The following is a 15,675-nucleotide window of genomic DNA, read 5'->3' on the forward strand; positions in this document are numbered from 1 at the left end:
CCCCCAGCGTGTCCGCGAACCAGCCGGTCCGCGACGCGCGGCATCTGCGCCGATGCGAGCACGTTGCGCTGCCGGCGCGACAGACGCTGACCGTATTCGAGCAGCCGCAACTCCGCGCGCCAGTCGACGCCGATATGGCTGTCGCTGCCGATGCCGATGCGCCCCTGCTGTTCGAGATAGTCATGTGCGGGAAAGATGCCGTCGCCGAGATTGGCTTCCGTCGTCAGGCACAGCCCCGCGACGGCGCCGCTCTTCGCCAGCGCCGACGTTTCGTGCCGATCGACGTGCGTCGCGTGCACGAGGCACCAGCGCGCATCGACCTCGAAGCGATCGAGCAGCCATTGCACGGGCCGCGCGCCTTCCGTTTCGACGCACGCGTCCACTTCGCCCGTCTGCTCGGCGATGTGGATGTGCACGGGCGCACCCGGCGACATCGCGTCGAGCCCGTTCAGCAACGCGCGCAGCGAATCGTTCGAGACCGCGCGCAACGAGTGAGGTGCGACGCCATAGCGCAACGCGCCGTGTTCGGGGCGCGCGCCGCGCAGCGTATCGATCAGCGCAAGCAGGCTGTCGGGCGTGTTGATGAAACGGCGCTGGTCGTCGCGCGGCGCTTGCGCGCCGAACCCCGCGTACTGGTACAGCACGGGCAGCATCGTGATGCCGATGCCGCTCGCGCCCGCCGCATCGACGACGCGCTGCGCGAGTTCCGCCTCGTTCGCGTAGCGGCTGCCGTCCTGCATGTGATGCACGTAATGGAACTCGCAGACGGACGTGTAGCCCGCCTTCAGCATTTCGATGTACAGCCATTGCGCGATCGCGGCGAGCCCTTCGGGCGTGATGCGCGCGGCAAAACGGTACATCAGGTCGCGCCAGCTCCAGAAGTTGTCGGTCGCTACGGCGCCCGATCCCGCACGGTATTCCGTGAGGCCCGCCATCGCGCGCTGAAAAGCATGCGAATGCAGGTTCGGCATGCCGGGCAGCACAGGGCCGCTCGCCCTCGCGACACCTGCGGGCGCTTGGGTGTCGGGCGTGACGCCAACCAGCGAACCCTGCGCGTCCCATTGCAGCAGCACGTTGCGCCGCCAGCCTTCGGGCAGATAGACGTGCTCGGCGAAAAGAGATTGCGTAGCTTCAGTCATGTTTGGATCCGTCGTATCCGACACGCGTGAAAACCGTTTCGCCGCCGCGCACGACGCGCTCGCACAGCGGACGGCCAATCCAGTAAGCGAGTTCCGCAAGCGACTGCACCGACCACACGGCGAAGTCGGCGGCGCGGCCCACGGCGAGCGAGCCGTGCACGTCGGCCTTGCCGAGCGCGCGCGCCGCGTGGCCCGTCACGCCTTGCAGCACCTCGGGCACCGTCATGCGAAACAGCGTGCACGCCATGTTCATCATCAGCGGCAGCGACGTCGCGGGCGACGTGCCGGGATTGCTGTCCGTCGAAATGGCGATGGGGACGTCGTAGCGCCGCAACAGACCGAGCGGCGGCAACTGCGTTTCGCGGATGAAGTAGTACGCGCCGGGCAGCAGCACGGCGACCATGCCTGCTTCCTTCATCGCGGCAATGCCCGCTTCGTCGAGAAACTCCAGGTGATCGGCCGACAGCGCGCGATAGCGCGCAGCGAGCGCCGTGCCGCCCATGTTCGACAACTGCTCGGCGTGCATCTTCACCGGCAAGCCGCGGCGCGCGGCTGCATTGAACACGCGCTCGCTCTGTTCCAGCGAAAAGCCGATGCGCTCGCAGAACACGTCGACGGCATCGACGAGTCCTTCATCGGCGAGCACGGGCAGCATGCGTTCACACACTTCGTCGATGTAGTCGTCGGCGCGCCCTGCGAATTCGGGCGGCAATGCGTGCGCGCCGAGAAACGTCGTATAAACCGTCACGGGATAGCGCTCGCCGAGTTGCCGCGCGACGCGCAGCATCTTGCGCTCGCTTTCCAGGTCGAGGCCGTAGCCCGATTTGATTTCGATGGCCGTCACGCCGTCAGCGAGCATCGCTTCGAGACGCGCGGCCGATTGCGCGAACAGCGACGCGTCGTCGGCGGCACGCGTGGCGCGCACCGTCGACACAATCCCGCCGCCCTGCTTCGCGATCTGTTCGTAGCTGACGCCGGCAAGGCGTTGCGCGAACTCGTCGGCGCGCTGTCCGCCATACACGAGATGCGTATGGCAATCGACGAGCCCCGGCGTGACCCACGCGCCGTTCAGGTCTTCACGCGGCCACGCCGCGTATTGCGCGGGCAGATCGCGCGCGGTACCGAGCCACGCGATGCGGCCGTTCTCGACGGCGATCGCGGCATCGTCGATCGTTTGATCGGGGTCGCCCTGCGCACAGAGCTTCAGATGATTCCAGACGGTTTGCTTCATGGCAGGGCTGTCTGTGAGGTGTGCAAGCGCTCAGGCTCGCGATGTGTCGATATAGCGGATGCTGATGGCGAGCAATGCGCCTTCGCCGTTGATCTCGCAAGCAAGCGTGCTTGCGTTGTCGATGCGCAGCGTGTCGTTGGTGGCGAGCGTGACCGCTTGCTGGTCGGCCAGCGTGAGCACGAGCGAACCTTGCGCGCAGAACAGCAGCACCACATCGGCATCGAGTTGCGCGCGCATTGTGTTGCGCAGAACCGCGACGTCGCCCGTTGCCGCGCCACGCCGCACCATCAGGTTGAAGTCGCGCGTCGGGCCATCGACGAGCCGCGCGTCGATCGCCGTCTCGCCTTCGAAGCGCGCGATGTCGAGCGTCGCGCGCGCGTGCGTGACCGGCTTGTCGCCGTTCGTTTCGTCGAGCAGCATGCCCGCGCCCGACAGCAGCACGAGCGTGCGGTCGATGCCCGCGAAGCGCGAGAACGGCCCCGCCGCCGCCACGTCGGCGACGCTCACGCGCCACATCAACGCATCGAGCGCCGCGCCCTCGGGGAACGCCGCGACTTCGCGCGTGACGCCGCCGCCGTTTTTCCACGGCGACGCCACGAGGTCCGCGGCGCGAATGACGGTCGTCTTGATGACGTTCGTCGTCACGTTCAGCGGCCCAGCATCGGCAGCTTGAGACCGGCTTCGCGCGCTGTGCTTTGCGCGAGTTCGTAACCGGCATCCGCGTGACGCATCACGCCCGTCGCGGGATCATTGAACAGCACGCGGCCGAGGCGCTCGTGCGCGGCGTCCGAACCATCGGCGACGATCACGACGCCCGAGTGCTGCGAGAAGCCCATGCCGACGCCGCCGCCATGGTGCAGCGACACCCACGATGCGCCGCCTGCCGTGTTCAGCAGTGCGTTGAGCAGCGGCCAGTCGCTGACGGCGTCCGAGCCGTCTTTCATCGATTCCGTTTCGCGGTTCGGGCTCGCGACCGAACCCGTATCCAGGTGATCGCGGCCGATCACGATCGGCGCCTTCAGTTCGCCGTTCTTGACCATTTCGTTGAACGCCTGGCCGAGACGATACCGATCCTTCACGCCGACCCAGCAGATACGCGCCGGCAAGCCCTGGAACGCGATACGCTCGCGCGCCATGTCGAGCCAGTTGTGCAGGTGCGGATCGTCGGGGATCAGTTCCTTGACCTTCTGGTCCGTCTTGTAGATGTCTTCGGGGTCGCCCGACAGCGCGACCCAGCGGAACGGACCCTTGCCTTCGCAGAAGAGCGGCCGGATATACGCGGGCACGAAGCCGGGGAAATCGAAAGCGTTCTGCACGCCCATTTCGAGCGCCATCTGACGGATGTTGTTGCCGTAGTCGAGCGTGGCCGCGCCGCGCTCCTGCAGCGTGAGCATCGCCTGCACCTGCTTGGCCATCGACTGCTTCGCGGGCGTCACGATGCTCTGCGGGTCCGTCTTCATGCGCTCGCGCCAGTCTTCGATGTTCCAGCCTTGCGGCAGATAACCGTGAATCGGATCGTGCGCGCTCGTCTGGTCCGTCACGCAGTCGGGCGTGATGTCGCGCGCAACGAGTTCGGCGAACACGTCGGCGGCATTGCCGAGCAGGCCCACGGAAACGGGATTGCCCGTCTTCTTCGCTTCGTCGATCATCGCGAGCGCTTCGTCGAGCGTCTTTGCTTTTTTATCGACGTAGCGCGTCTTCAAACGGAAGTCGATGCGAGTCTCGTCGCATTCGACGGCGATCATCGAGAAGCCCGCCATCGTCGCCGCGAGCGGCTGCGCGCCGCCCATGCCGCCCAGGCCGCCCGTCAGAATCCAGCGGCCCTTCGGATTGCCGTTGAAATGCTGGTTCGCCACCGAGAAGAACGTCTCGTACGTGCCCTGCACGATGCCCTGGCTGCCGATGTAGATCCAGCTGCCCGCCGTCATCTGGCCGTACATCATCAGGCCCTTGCGGTCGAGTTCGTGGAAGTGATCCCAGTTCGCCCAGTGCGGCACGAGGTTCGAGTTCGCGAGCAGCACGCGCGGCGCATCCGCATGCGTGCGAAACACGCCGACGGGCTTGCCCGATTGGATCAGCAGCGTCTCGTTCTCTTCGAGATCCTTCAGCGACGACAGAATCTGGTCGAAGCAATCCCAGTTGCGCGCGGCACGCCCGATGCCGCCGTACACGACGAGCGCATGCGGATGCTCGGCCACTTCCGGGTCCAGATTGTTCTGGATCATCCGGTACGCGGCTTCCGCGATCCAGGTCTTGCAGGTTTTTTCGCTGCCGCGCGGCGCGCGGATCGTGCGGGTCGGGTCCAGACGCGGGTCGATGTGTTTGGGATTGTTCATGATGCCCTCGGAAGCGCAGATAACTCGGTAGTGGAGTCGAAGATTGAACGGAAACGGATTCAGAAGTGGCCAGTGAAGCGGTAACGCGTGCCGGGATGCCAGAGATTGGCGATGGACGCGACCACGCCCTGCGACCACGTGCGCCGATGCAGCACGAGGCACGGTTCGGCGTCGTCCATCGTCAGATGACGGCGGGTGTCGGCATCGGGCGCGGACGCTTCGATGCGGTACTCGACGCGCTGCAACGGCGCAACGCGCACGAGATACTGGTTCGGCGTCGTGTTCGTGAAGTCCTGCAACGCGTATTCGGGTGCGACGGCCGGGTTCACCCAGCGTTCTTCGAGCTGGACGGGTTCGTCGTTTTCGAAGTGCAGTACGCGCGAATGGAAGATCGGGCTGCCCGCATTCACCTGCATTTCAGCCGCGAGTTCTTCGTCGGCGATGGCGGCGCCCACGTGCAGCACGTTCGCGTGATAGCGATGGCCGCGCGCGACGATTTCATCCGAAATGCTGCGGATCGCCACCAGCGTCGATTCGTACTTGGGACGCGCGACGAACGTGCCCGAGCCCTGAACGCGCGTGAGCACCTGCTCGGACGTCAACTCGCGCAACGCGCGGTTGACCGTCATGCGCGCGACGTTGAATTCGCGCGCAAGCTCGTTTTCCGATGGAACCTGGTGGCCTTCGCTCCATTCGCCCGCGTGAATGCGGGCGAGGATGAAGTCCTTGATTCCCTGATAGGCGGGTGCGTTCATGCTGGCGTCTCTTTCGCGCTGCCGTCGTGCGCTGGCTTAACGTTGCTCGGAGATGAACGAGAACGGGCTGTGCGTAGCAATCGTGCCGTCCTGCACGAGCTTCGTGGTCGCGGCGATGTCGGGCGCGAAGTAATGATCGAGCTCGTAATGCGCGACGTGCGCGCGCACCGTGTCCATCACTTTCTGCAGCGCGGGGCTCGTCTTGTGCGGCGCGCGCAGATCGACGCCTTGCGCGGCGGCCAGCAGTTCGATCGACAGGATGTTCGCGGTGTTGTCGGCGATATCGGCGAGCTTGCGCGCGGCGAACGTCGCCATCGACACGTGGTCTTCCTGGTTCGCGGACGTGGGCAAAGAATCGACGGACGCCGGATGCGCCAGCGTCTTGTTCTCCGATGCGAGTGCGGCTGCCGTGACGTGCGCGATCATGAAGCCCGAGTTCACGCCGCCATCCTTGACGAGGAACGGCGGCAGGCCCGACAGCGTCGCGTCGATCAAGAGCGCGATGCGGCGCTCGGCCAGCGCGCCGATTTCCGATGCGGCGAGCGCGAGATTGTCGGCCGCGAACGCGACGGGCTCGGCGTGAAAGTTGCCGCCCGACAGCACTTCGCCCGTGTCCGGGAAAATCAGGGGGTTGTCGGAGACGGCATTCGCTTCGACGAGCAACACTTGCGCGGCGGCACGCATCTGGTCGAGGCATGCGCCCATCACCTGCGGCTGGCAGCGCAGGCTGTACGGGTCCTGCACCTTGTCGCAGTCGGCGTGCGAGACGTTGATCGCGGAGCCGGCGAGCAGCGTGCGATACGACGCCGCTGCGTCGATCTGGCCTTGATGGCCGCGCAGCGCGTGAATACGGTGATCGAACGGCTTGACGGAACCCATCGCCGCGTCCACCGACAGCGCGCCCGCCACGAGGCCGACGCGGTACAGGTCTTCGATGGCGAACATGTTGTACAGCGCGAGCGCCGTCGATGCCTGCGTGCCGTTCAGCAGCGCGAGGCCTTCCTTCGCCTGCAGCGTCAGCGGCTTCAGGCCGACGAGGCGCAGGCCTTCCGTCGCGGCAACGCGCTCGCCCTTCGCGAATACTTCGCCCACGCCGAGCAGCACGGCCGACATATGCGCGAGCGGCGCGAGGTCGCCCGATGCGCCGACGGAACCCTTCACGGGGATCACGGGCAGCACGTCGGCGTTGAAGAGCTTGATCAGCGCCTCCATCACTTCGCGCCGGATGCCCGAGTGACCGCGGCCGAGGCTCGACAGCTTGAGCGCGATCAACAGACGCACGACGGGCAGCGACATCGGCTCGCCGACGCCGACGGCGTGCGACAGCACCAGATTGCGTTGCAGCAGCTCCAGCTGGTCATGCGGAATGTGCGTGCTCGCGAGCCGGCCGAAACCCGTGTTGATGCCATACGCCGGCTCGCCCTTCGCGGCGATGTCGGCGACGGCCTGAGAGCAGGCGTCGATCGCGGCGAAGCTCGCGGGGTCGAGTTCCAACGTAACCTGTTCGCGCGCGATCTGGCGCAGTTGGGACAGTGTCAGGGAGCCGGGCGTAAGAATCATGGTGAGTTCCTGTCTATACAATTTCAGTGAAGTGTAGCGGCGTCAGTTTGTATATACAACTCAAATCTCGACAATTGGCGTAAGGGGTTTCCATTAGGGTGGCGCCGGCGGATTGGCATGGTTTTCGCAGTTTTGCCCCGCTTGCGATCCGGGACGGCAAGCCGGTCAGATGCTGTGTTGCCGCGCCTCCTTCCGATAACTTGTATATACACCTCCAATTTTCGGAGGTACAGGTCGCCATAAAAGCGCCGTTCCGTGAAACTGAAAAGTCGAATACCTGGCATGTACCGACCGATTCTTGATCTCAGATCAAGATTCATTTGAGTTAATCGCTGTTTGTGCAAGAGCCGTTCGCCACCATACTGAGGTCATCGCAAGTTATTTCCTCGGAAGGAGAACGTCTTGAACATCTTCATCACTGGCGCGAGCGGCTTTATCGGCGGGTCGATAGCGGCGGGGCTCGTGCGCGCGGGCCATCGCGTGACGGGTCTGATCCGCAATCCGGACCACGCGGCGCAACTGCAGCGTCTCGGCATCACGCCCGTCGTCGGCACGCTCGACGACCGCGAACTGCTGATCGCGCAGGCGCAAGCCGCCGACGCCGTCATCAACGCGGCGAGCAGCGACCATCGCGGCGCGTCGAGGCGCTGATCGACGGACTCGCCGGTTCCAACAAGCCGTTGCTGCACACGAGCGGCTCCAGCATCGTCGGCGACGCATCGGGCGGCGAGCGCGGCGAAGCGAAGGTCTACACGGAAGACACACTGCCCGAGCCGACGCCCGACAAGGCGCCGCGCGTCGCCATCGACAATCTCGTGCTTGAGGCGGCAAAGCGCGGCATCCGCTCGTCGGTTCTGTGCAACACGCTGATCTACGGGCACGGCGCGGTGAAAGGCAGCGCGAGCGTGCAGTTGCCGCGCCTCGTGCGCCAGGCGCAGAAGAGCGGTGTCGTGCGGCACGTCGGCAGCGGCGGCAACATCTGGTCGAACGTGTTCATCGACGACGTGGTCGAGCTGTATCGCCTCGCGCTCGACAAGAGCCCGGCGGGCACGTTCTATTTCGTCGAAAGCGGCGAGGCGTCGTTCAAGGAGATGAGCGACGCGATCGCGCAGGCGCTGCATCTCGGCCCGTCGCAGGACTGGCCGCTCGATCAGGCCATCGGCGAATGGGGCTACGAAATGGCGTCGTATGGCCTCGGCTCCAACAGCCGCGTGCGCGGCACGCGTGCGCGCGATCTGCTCGGGTGGAAGCCGACGCATACGTCGGTAATCGACTGGATCACGCACGACATGATGAAGGACGCCTGATCGCTCGTCGCCATGCGTGCGGGTATGCGCGTTGCCGCACGCGAGATCGTGCGTCGAGCGGCCCCCGGCGCACACGTTGAAAGCTGGGCTGTTGCAGATCCGTAAGCTCGCGCCGCTAGAATCGGAGGTGTTCGGTCAGGTTCATGACGCCTCCCGATCTATCGGCCCGAGCCGGATCATCCCATGCTGCTTGCACTTAATTTCGACTGGCTAACCAATCTTCTCGCGATCCTGTTCGTGATCGCGTGCCTGTACGACGCGCGCTACGACGAGTACGGCACGCTCACGCTCGCATCGGGCGCAATGGGCCTCGTCGTGATGGGCATCGAAGTGTTTCTCAAGCCTGCGTTCGAGATGGCGCTGTAACGCGATCCACGCACCGCCTCTTCATTTGCGCGTCGCCTCGTGGCAGCAGGCGTCGCGCCTGGCGTCCTGCTTTTCGCCCTGCGCAAGCGACTTGCCCGTCGCGCCGTCTTCGTAGCGGTCGTGCCGGCGCAGCCAACCCATCATCTTCCGTTCGTCCTCGTCACGCCCTTTCGGCACGTAATCGAGCAGCGTATAGGTGCCGATCAACGGCTCGCCGCCGCGTCCGAACGATGAGAACGTACGGAATATGTCGCCGTTCGCGTCGCGGTAGAACACGCTCATGCCGGGCAGTTCGTCGCACGCGTAGTCCTGCGTTTCGAAGTTGTAGTCGACCTTGCCTTCGTCCTGCTGCGCCTTTGTGAAGGACACGTTGAAGTCGAAATTGAAGTCGCTGCCAAACGACGACACCCACGGAAACTGCCAGCCCATGCGCGTCTTGTATGCGTCGATCCTGTCGAGCGGCGCGCGCGACACCGCGACGTACGTCACGTCGCGGTGCGCGAGATGCACGAGCGCGCCGTCGATATGATCGGAAAGAAACGAGCAGCCCGGGCACCCCTCTTCCCAATCCGGCCCGAGCATGAAGTGATAGACAATTAGCTGGCTGCGTCCCGCGAATAGGTCGCCGAGCGTTTTTTTGCCTTGCGGCGTATCGAACGCATAGGTCTTCTCGAGCTTGGTCCACGGCAGCGCCTGGCGCTTCTTGACGAGCGCGTCGCGTGCGCGCGTGAAGGCTTTTTCTTCAGCGAGATGCGCGCGCTGCGCCGCGAGCCATGCTTCGTTCGACACGATCTTGTGCTGTTCCATCTGCTCCTCCAGTTGTGCGGCCTGGTCGCGCGGCTTCACGCCTGCAAGCGTTCCAGGCCCTCACGAGAAATAGCGTTGAAGTCCGTCCAGCGCGTCCGTCCATCCGCCGCGATGCGCGTCGCGCGCGGCTTCGTCGTAGAACTGTTCGTGCTTGAGCGTGAGCCACGTACCGTCGCCGTCGGCTTGCAACTCGAAGGTGACGATGGACTCGCGTTCGGGCGTCGAGCGGAACGCCCACGTATAGACGAGCTTGCGGTTCAGCACGACTTCACGGAACACGCCGCTCACGTCGTGCAGTTCACCATCCGGCGCGCGCAGCACCGTGCGAAACCGGCCGCCCACGGTCAGTTCGAACTGCGCGAGCGTCACGTCGCAGCCGCCCGGGTGCAGCCACTTCACGATTTGCTGCGGGTCCGTCCACGCGCCGAAGACTTTTTCCGGGGATGCGTTGATGTGTCGCTGGAGCGTGAGACTGGGCCTGGCGGACATGGCGCTTCCTCCACATAGGCGGCGAGTTGATCGAGTGCATCGGACCAGAAACGCTGATAGCGGCGCAGCCATTCGAGCGCCTCTTCCATCGGCGCGGCGGACAGCCGGCACGCGACCGTGCGCCCCGTCTTGGTCCGCGTGATGAGCCCGGCGTCCGAGAGCACGTCCAGATGTTTCATCACGGCGGGCAGCGACATCGCGAACGGTTCCGCGAGTTCCGACACGGAGCACTCGCGGCGATCGGACAGACGCGTGAGCAGCGCGCGCCGCGTCGGGTCGGCGAGCGCGGCGAACGTACGGTCGAGGGCGGCATCCTGAAACTTAACCATGAGGTTAAGCATATGACGCGAGGATGCTTTGTCAAGGAGGGATTTGGGAACCGGCTTTCTGCGGCGGCCGTCTTGCCGGTCCGGGTTCGGGGGCGGGTTTCCGATGGGTTTCAGGTTCTACCTGGCCGCCGCAGTCATGCTCACGCGATCAGATCGCCCAGCCGCCGAGATAGAACACGGCGAGCACGACGGCGATCGCCACCGTGCCGACATTCAGCTTGCGCCATTCACCACTGACCACGCGGCCGATCACGAGCGTGCAGAAGCCGAGCATGATGCCCGTCACGATGTTGGCCGTCAGCACGATGAACACCGCGCACACGAGGCCCGACATCGAGTCGACCATGTCGTCCATGTGCAGCTTGCTCACGCTGGAGAGCATCAGCAGGCCCACGTACATCAGCGCGGGCGCCGTCGCGTACGAAGGCACGAGCGCGGCAAGCGGCGAGAAGAACATCACGACGAGAAACAGCAGACCGACGACAGCCGCCGCCAGCCCCGTCTTCGCGCCCGCTGCAACGCCGACGGTCGACTCGATATACGCTGCCGCCGGGGCGCCGCCCATGAAGCCCGAGAAAATCGAGCTGAGCGAATCGGCCGTCAGCGCGCGGCCGCCGTTGATGATGCGGCCGTTTTCGTCGAGTTGCCCTGCCTGTCCGGCGACGGCGCGGATCGTGCCCGTCGCGTCGAACACGGCCGTCATCACGAGGGCCAGCACGCTCGGCAGCACGGCGAGCGACAGCGCGCCCTTGATGTCCATTGCGCCGATCAGCGATGCATGTCCCGGCGCGCTCAGCGAAGGCAGCGCGAACACGCCATGAAACGCGACGGCAGGATCGAGCAGCAACGCGAGGGCCGAGATCGCGACGATCACGATCAGGATCGAGCCCGGCACGCGGCGGCGCACGAGGCCGAAGATCGCGGCCAGCCCGCCCACCGACATCAGCACGGGCAGCGACGTGATATGGCCGAGCGCCACGGGCAGCCCCGGCCCGGGATTCTTCACGACGAGGCCGACATCGTTGGCCGCGATCAGCAGCAGGAAGAGCCCGATGCCGATGCCCGTGCCGTGCGCGACGCCCGCGGGCAGATTGCGCAGAATCCACGAGCGCACGCCCGTCACCGAGATCGCCGTGAACACGAGCCCCATCAGGAACACGGCGCCGAGCGCGACGTTCGGCTGCAGGCCCTTGCCGAGCACGAGGCCGAACGCGGTAAACGCGGTGAGCGAAATCGCGCAGCCGATCGCGATGGGCAGACGCGCCCAGACGCCCATCAGCAGCGAGCCGAAGGCCGTCGTCAGACACACGGCGACGAACACCGCGCTCGTGTCGAAGCCCGCCTTGCCGAACATGCCCGGCACGACGAACACCGAATAGACCATCGCAAGAAAGGTCGTGATGCCGGCGATGATTTCCTGACGTCCCGTGCTGCCGCGCGCGGTGATGTCGAAAAAGCGGTCGATGAACGATACGCTCGCGTCGCGGGTGTCGTCGAACACCTCGCTCCCGGCTTCCGCGATACTCCGCGCCTGGGGTTCCATCATGATGAGTGCCTCCTTTATCAGCATGCTGAAACGGCTGCCTTGCTCAGGCTCGCCGTCATCAGGTTCGTCTCGTAGAGTCGTAAATGTGGTGCGCTTTGCAACTCGCGGCGCTCCCGCGCGGATCATGCTCCGCTGCGTTTCGTCCTCGTCGCGGCGGGTAATCCGTCGTCGGACGATCGATCCGATCGCGTGCCGTGTTCGCCGGTCCACGATGCGCCTGCGCCTTGGTGCGCGGTTTTTTTTATGCTGAGCGAAGGTTAGGCGAATCGAAAACCGGCTCCTATCGCAATAAAAACATGCCCGTCATGTCGCGATCCTTATATCGTTTGACACGCGGCAATGCGGGCAACCGGTCCAAGTGTTAACACCTACGCGCTTGCATCGCGCGAATGACCGCTTGAAAGCCGGTTGAAAAGCGCTTTGAAGAGCCCGTTGAAAAGCGCTTCGAAGTCCGCAACCAGTCCGTTTTTCGACGAAATTCCCGAACCAGCGACAAGGCGGGCACGCGTGCGCGGCCATTCGTTTCGCTTGCCGCGGACGCCGGCAAATCAAGGGCGTGACGGCGTCACAGGTTAAACTCTCGGCAAAACCACGCCTTTAACGCATTGCCGGCGAGGCTTTCGATGCCCGCATGCACCCCGGATACGCCGGGTTCGATATCTGCAACTGCACCTGCATCGGCCTGCCGCCCTGGCCTCGGAGTCCCACTTGATGAATGGCGGTTTCCTACGTCCAGTCTTCCGTCTTTTGCTGTTGGCCGTCGTTGCGGCCCTTGCCTCCATGCTGTCGGGCTGCAGCCTGTTCGGGCCGGCCGAGCAGTCGCCCGCGCCCATCACGGAAGCGACGGTGACGCCGCTGAACGTGCCCGCGCCCGTCGTCGCCTCGGAGCCGGAGCCCGCCGAACCCGTCGAGCCGAAAGAGCCGAAAAAGCCGCGTCCGCCCGTCGTGCGCCCGCATAAGCCGGAGCCGCCGCCTCCCGTCGCCGCGCCCGCGCCGCCGCCTCCGCCGCCTCCTCCCGCGCCCATCATCGTGACGCGCACGCTCGATCGCAACGCGATGCACGGCCTGCTCGACAGCGAAGTGCAGAAGCTCGACGGCAAGGTGATCGGCCGCGCCGTCGACATGACGGCCGATGCGAGCGGCACGCCGCGCCAGATGATCGTCAACCTGCAGGGCTTTCTTGGCGTCGGCGACCGCAAGATCGGTTTTCCGTGGACGGCGTTCCGCTTCACGCCGAACGCGAAAGGCGCGCCCATCACGATCACGACGCCGCCCAACCAGCTCGCGGCCGCCAATCGTCCAAAGCCGTCGGCCTCGCTCGCGACGCCGCTGGCGGGCGTCACGGCCGCGCCCGCGGTTCCGCCCGGCCAGCTGGAACTGCTCGATGCAGACGTCGAGCGTCCGAACGGTGGCAAGGTCGGCCGCGTGATCGACGTGCTGATCGACGGCAACGCGCAGCCGCAGGCCGTCGTGCTCGACGTGAGCGGCATCATCAGTCCCGACCGACGCACGATCGCCGCGAACTGGTCGGCGCTGCGCTTCGTGACGAAGGACAAGACGCTGCGGCCGCTGATGGATCTGAACGACGCGCAGATCAAGGCGTCGCCGTCGTACGAGCCCGACAAGCCGATTCGCGCCGTATCGCCCGCGCCTCCTCCAGCCCCTGCGTCTGCGGCGACGGCTGGCCCTTCATCGTCCGCTGCGGCGGCATCAACCGCACGCACTTCACGATGACGAGCCGTCTCATGGTCAACGCACGCAGTCTCCGCGCCCTCGACTGGCTCAACTTCTTCGTCGCCAACGTGCAGACGGGTTTCGGGCCATTCATCGCTTCCTATCTGGCGTCGCACAAATGGACGCAGGGTGAGATCGGCCTCGCGCTCTCGGTCGGCACGATCAGCGCGATGCTGAGCCAGGTGCCGGGCGGCGCCGCCGTCGACGCGTTGCGCAACAAGAAAGCCGCCGCTGCTTGGGCGATCATCGCCATCATCCTGAGCGCCGTGCTGCTTGCCGCGAGTCCGACCGTGCTGCCCGTGATGGCCGCCGAGGTCTTTCACGGCTTTGCGAGCTGCATGCTCGTGCCGGCGATGGCCGCAATCTCGTTCGCGCTCGTCGGCCGCGCCGATCTCGGCGACCGGCTCGGGCGCAACGCGCGCTGGGCATCGATCGGCAGCGCCGTCGCGGCGGCCCTGATGGGTCTGTTCGGCGAATACTTCTCGGCACGCGCGGTGTTCTGGCTGACGGCGGCGCTGGCGGCGCCCGCGCTCATCGCGCTGTCGATGATCACGATGCCGTCGCATCATCATCACGTGCCGTCAAACGAGCCTGCCAGGAAGGACGATGACAAGGACAGCGGCAAGGACAGCGACAAAAGGGAAGAAAAGGAATCGTTGCTCGAATTGCTGCGCGACAAGCGCATGCTGATCTTCGCTGCGTGCGTGGTGCTGTTTCACCTGTCGAATGCGGCGATGCTGAATCTCGCGGCGGGCGAGGTGACAGCGGGCATGGGCGACAACGTGCAGCTGGTGATTGCCGCGTGCATCATCGTGCCGCAGGCGATCGTCGCGATGCTGTCACCGTGGGTCGGACGGACTGCGGAACGCTGGGGACGCCGGCCGATCCTGCTGCTCGGGTTTTCCGCGCTGCCGGTACGCGCGCTGCTGTTCGCGGGCGTGAGCAGCCCGTATCTGCTCGTGCCCGTGCAGATGCTCGATGGCCTGAGCGCCGCTGTATTCGGCGTGATGCTGCCACTGATTGCCGCCGACGTCGCCGGCGGCAAGGGCCGCTACAACCTGACCATCGGGCTTTTTGGCCTTGCGGCGGGCATCGGCGCGACGCTGTCGACGGCCGTTGCCGGTTTTATCGCCGACCGCTTCGGCAGTTCGATCAGCTTCTTCGGCCTGGCGGCTGCGGGCGCGCTTGCGGTGCTGCTGGTGTGGGCCGCGATGCCCGAAACGCGCGATGCGAATGGGGGCGCGCAGGCGAAGCGCGCCGATGCGGATGATGTGGCTTTGAAGCGTGCTGAGTGAGGGTGCTGCGCGGGCTGTGGGCCTTTTCGCTGGCATCCGCGATGTGGTGTTTTGCTGCGCAAGCCTTGATGTTGTGTGGTTGCCTTTTTTGCTGGCGTCCGCGATGGTGTCTTTGCTGCGCAGGCTTTTCTGATCTGTGTTCACCCTTTTCGCTGGCATCCGCGATGGTGTCTTTGCTGTGCAGGCTTTTCTGATGTGTGTTCACCCTCTGCGCGGGCATCCGCGATGGCGCCTCGCGGCGCAGGCGTTGCCCCTGTGCGGGGCGGCACCTACTTTTCTTTGCCGCCGCAAAGAAAAGTAGGCAAAAGAAAGCGGGCTCACACCGCAGTCCTTGCCACCTACCCACGGGCCCTCAACGTCCCCATTCTTCATTCGTCCGCGCGCTGGCGACCGTGCGTTGCCCTCGCATTCCTCCGCGCCTCACGCGCTTCGCGCACTCACGTCACAACACACATCCGTGAATAGCGCGCGCCCCTTTGCGGCAAACTCTGTGTAGGCCCGCTGCACTACACGACAATCGCTTTGTGGCACTCACACAATTCGGGCGCTGACATCTGCGGCGAGACGACCTACACAGAGTTTGCCGCACAGGGCGATAAAGGCCAGATGGGGCTCGCGTTTGCGCGGGCGCGTGGCGCGGGTGAAGCGCACTGCGAGCACGTTGGCAACAAGAACCGAACGATGCGGAGCCGCGCGAAGTGCGGGGACGTTGAGAGCCCGTGGGTAAGTGTCAAGGATTGGCGGTGTGAGCCCGCTTTCTTTTGCCTACTTTTCTTTGCGG

General features: G+C 65.2%; 13 protein-coding genes and 1 pseudogene. 4 read left to right on the forward strand and 10 right to left on the reverse strand.

Annotated features, from left to right (window positions below; all coding sequences use genetic code 11):
* The 6 genes from H3V53_RS39895 to hutH all read right to left on the reverse strand — a co-directional run.
* The coding region (locus tag H3V53_RS39895; protein ID WP_336602523.1) for a formimidoylglutamate deiminase at positions 1-1,139 on the reverse strand (1,139 nt) is incomplete at its 3' end.
* On the reverse strand, positions 1,132-2,370 hold the full coding sequence (hutI, locus tag H3V53_RS39900; RefSeq protein WP_336602524.1) for an imidazolonepropionase: 1,239 nt from the start codon (positions 2,368-2,370) through the stop codon (positions 1,132-1,134). The genes hutI and H3V53_RS39895, both read right to left, overlap by 8 nt.
* A 30-nt stretch (positions 2,371-2,400) precedes the next feature.
* A complete protein-coding gene (locus H3V53_RS39905; protein ID WP_336602525.1) occupies positions 2,401-3,015 on the reverse strand; it encodes a HutD/Ves family protein in 615 nt (204 codons plus the stop codon).
* A gap of 2 nt (positions 3,016-3,017) precedes the next feature.
* Positions 3,018-4,706 (reverse strand): urocanate hydratase, encoded by a 1,689-nt coding sequence (gene hutU, locus H3V53_RS39910; RefSeq protein ID WP_336602526.1) that lies wholly within the window; start codon positions 4,704-4,706, stop codon positions 3,018-3,020.
* Positions 4,707-4,765: 59 nt separating this feature from the next.
* Positions 4,766-5,461 carry a histidine utilization repressor gene (gene hutC, locus H3V53_RS39915; RefSeq protein WP_336602527.1) on the reverse strand — a complete coding sequence of 232 codons (696 nt, stop codon included), beginning with the start codon at positions 5,459-5,461 and terminating at the stop codon, positions 4,766-4,768.
* Positions 5,462-5,497: 36 nt separating this feature from the next.
* Positions 5,498-7,021, reverse strand: coding sequence for a histidine ammonia-lyase (hutH, locus tag H3V53_RS39920; RefSeq protein ID WP_336602528.1), 1,524 nt, complete (start codon positions 7,019-7,021; stop codon positions 5,498-5,500).
* 402 nt (positions 7,022-7,423) lie between these two features.
* Here hutH and H3V53_RS39925 point away from each other — a divergent pair.
* Both H3V53_RS39925 and H3V53_RS39930 read left to right on the forward strand, forming a co-directional pair.
* Positions 7,424-8,328: pseudogene (locus H3V53_RS39925) on the forward strand (NAD-dependent epimerase/dehydratase family protein).
* A 183-nt stretch (positions 8,329-8,511) separates the two neighbouring features.
* On the forward strand, positions 8,512-8,694 hold the full coding sequence (locus tag H3V53_RS39930; RefSeq protein ID WP_054926785.1) for a hypothetical protein: 183 nt from the start codon (positions 8,512-8,514) through the stop codon (positions 8,692-8,694).
* Between the two features lie 21 nt (positions 8,695-8,715).
* Here the strand turns inward: H3V53_RS39930 and H3V53_RS39935 are convergent, their stop codons facing one another.
* The 4 genes from H3V53_RS39935 to H3V53_RS39950 all read right to left on the reverse strand — a co-directional run bounded on the left by H3V53_RS39935 (position 8,716) and on the right by H3V53_RS39950 (position 11,841).
* Positions 8,716-9,501: a DUF899 domain-containing protein gene (locus tag H3V53_RS39935; RefSeq protein WP_336602531.1), complete on the reverse strand. Its 786-nt coding sequence runs from the start codon at positions 9,499-9,501 to the stop codon at positions 8,716-8,718.
* Between the two features lie 60 nt (positions 9,502-9,561).
* Positions 9,562-9,990, reverse strand: coding sequence for an SRPBCC family protein (locus H3V53_RS39940; protein WP_336602529.1), 429 nt, complete (start codon positions 9,988-9,990; stop codon positions 9,562-9,564).
* Positions 9,897-10,319 carry a metalloregulator ArsR/SmtB family transcription factor gene (locus tag H3V53_RS39945; RefSeq protein ID WP_054926787.1) on the reverse strand — a complete coding sequence of 141 codons (423 nt, stop codon included), beginning with the start codon at positions 10,317-10,319 and terminating at the stop codon, positions 9,897-9,899. Before H3V53_RS39945 ends, H3V53_RS39940 begins: the two co-directional genes overlap by 94 nt.
* 148 nt (positions 10,320-10,467) lie before the next feature.
* Positions 10,468-11,841: an NCS2 family permease gene (locus H3V53_RS39950; RefSeq protein ID WP_336602532.1), complete on the reverse strand. Its 1,374-nt coding sequence runs from the start codon at positions 11,839-11,841 to the stop codon at positions 10,468-10,470.
* 735 nt (positions 11,842-12,576) lie between these two features.
* Here H3V53_RS39950 and H3V53_RS39955 point away from each other — a divergent pair.
* Both H3V53_RS39955 and H3V53_RS39960 read left to right on the forward strand, forming a co-directional pair.
* Entirely contained in the window at positions 12,577-13,599 is a 1,023-nt protein-coding gene (locus H3V53_RS39955) for a hypothetical protein (RefSeq protein WP_054926788.1), read from the forward strand.
* Positions 13,596-14,894 carry an MFS transporter gene (locus H3V53_RS39960; protein WP_336602530.1) on the forward strand — a complete coding sequence of 433 codons (1,299 nt, stop codon included), beginning with the start codon at positions 13,596-13,598 and terminating at the stop codon, positions 14,892-14,894. Before H3V53_RS39955 ends, H3V53_RS39960 begins: the two co-directional genes overlap by 4 nt.
* Positions 14,895-15,675: the final 781 nt, after the last annotated feature.

It is taken from the genome of Paraburkholderia bengalensis (assembly GCF_037126505.1).
Classification (GTDB): Bacteria; Pseudomonadota; Gammaproteobacteria; order Burkholderiales; family Burkholderiaceae; genus Paraburkholderia; species Paraburkholderia bengalensis.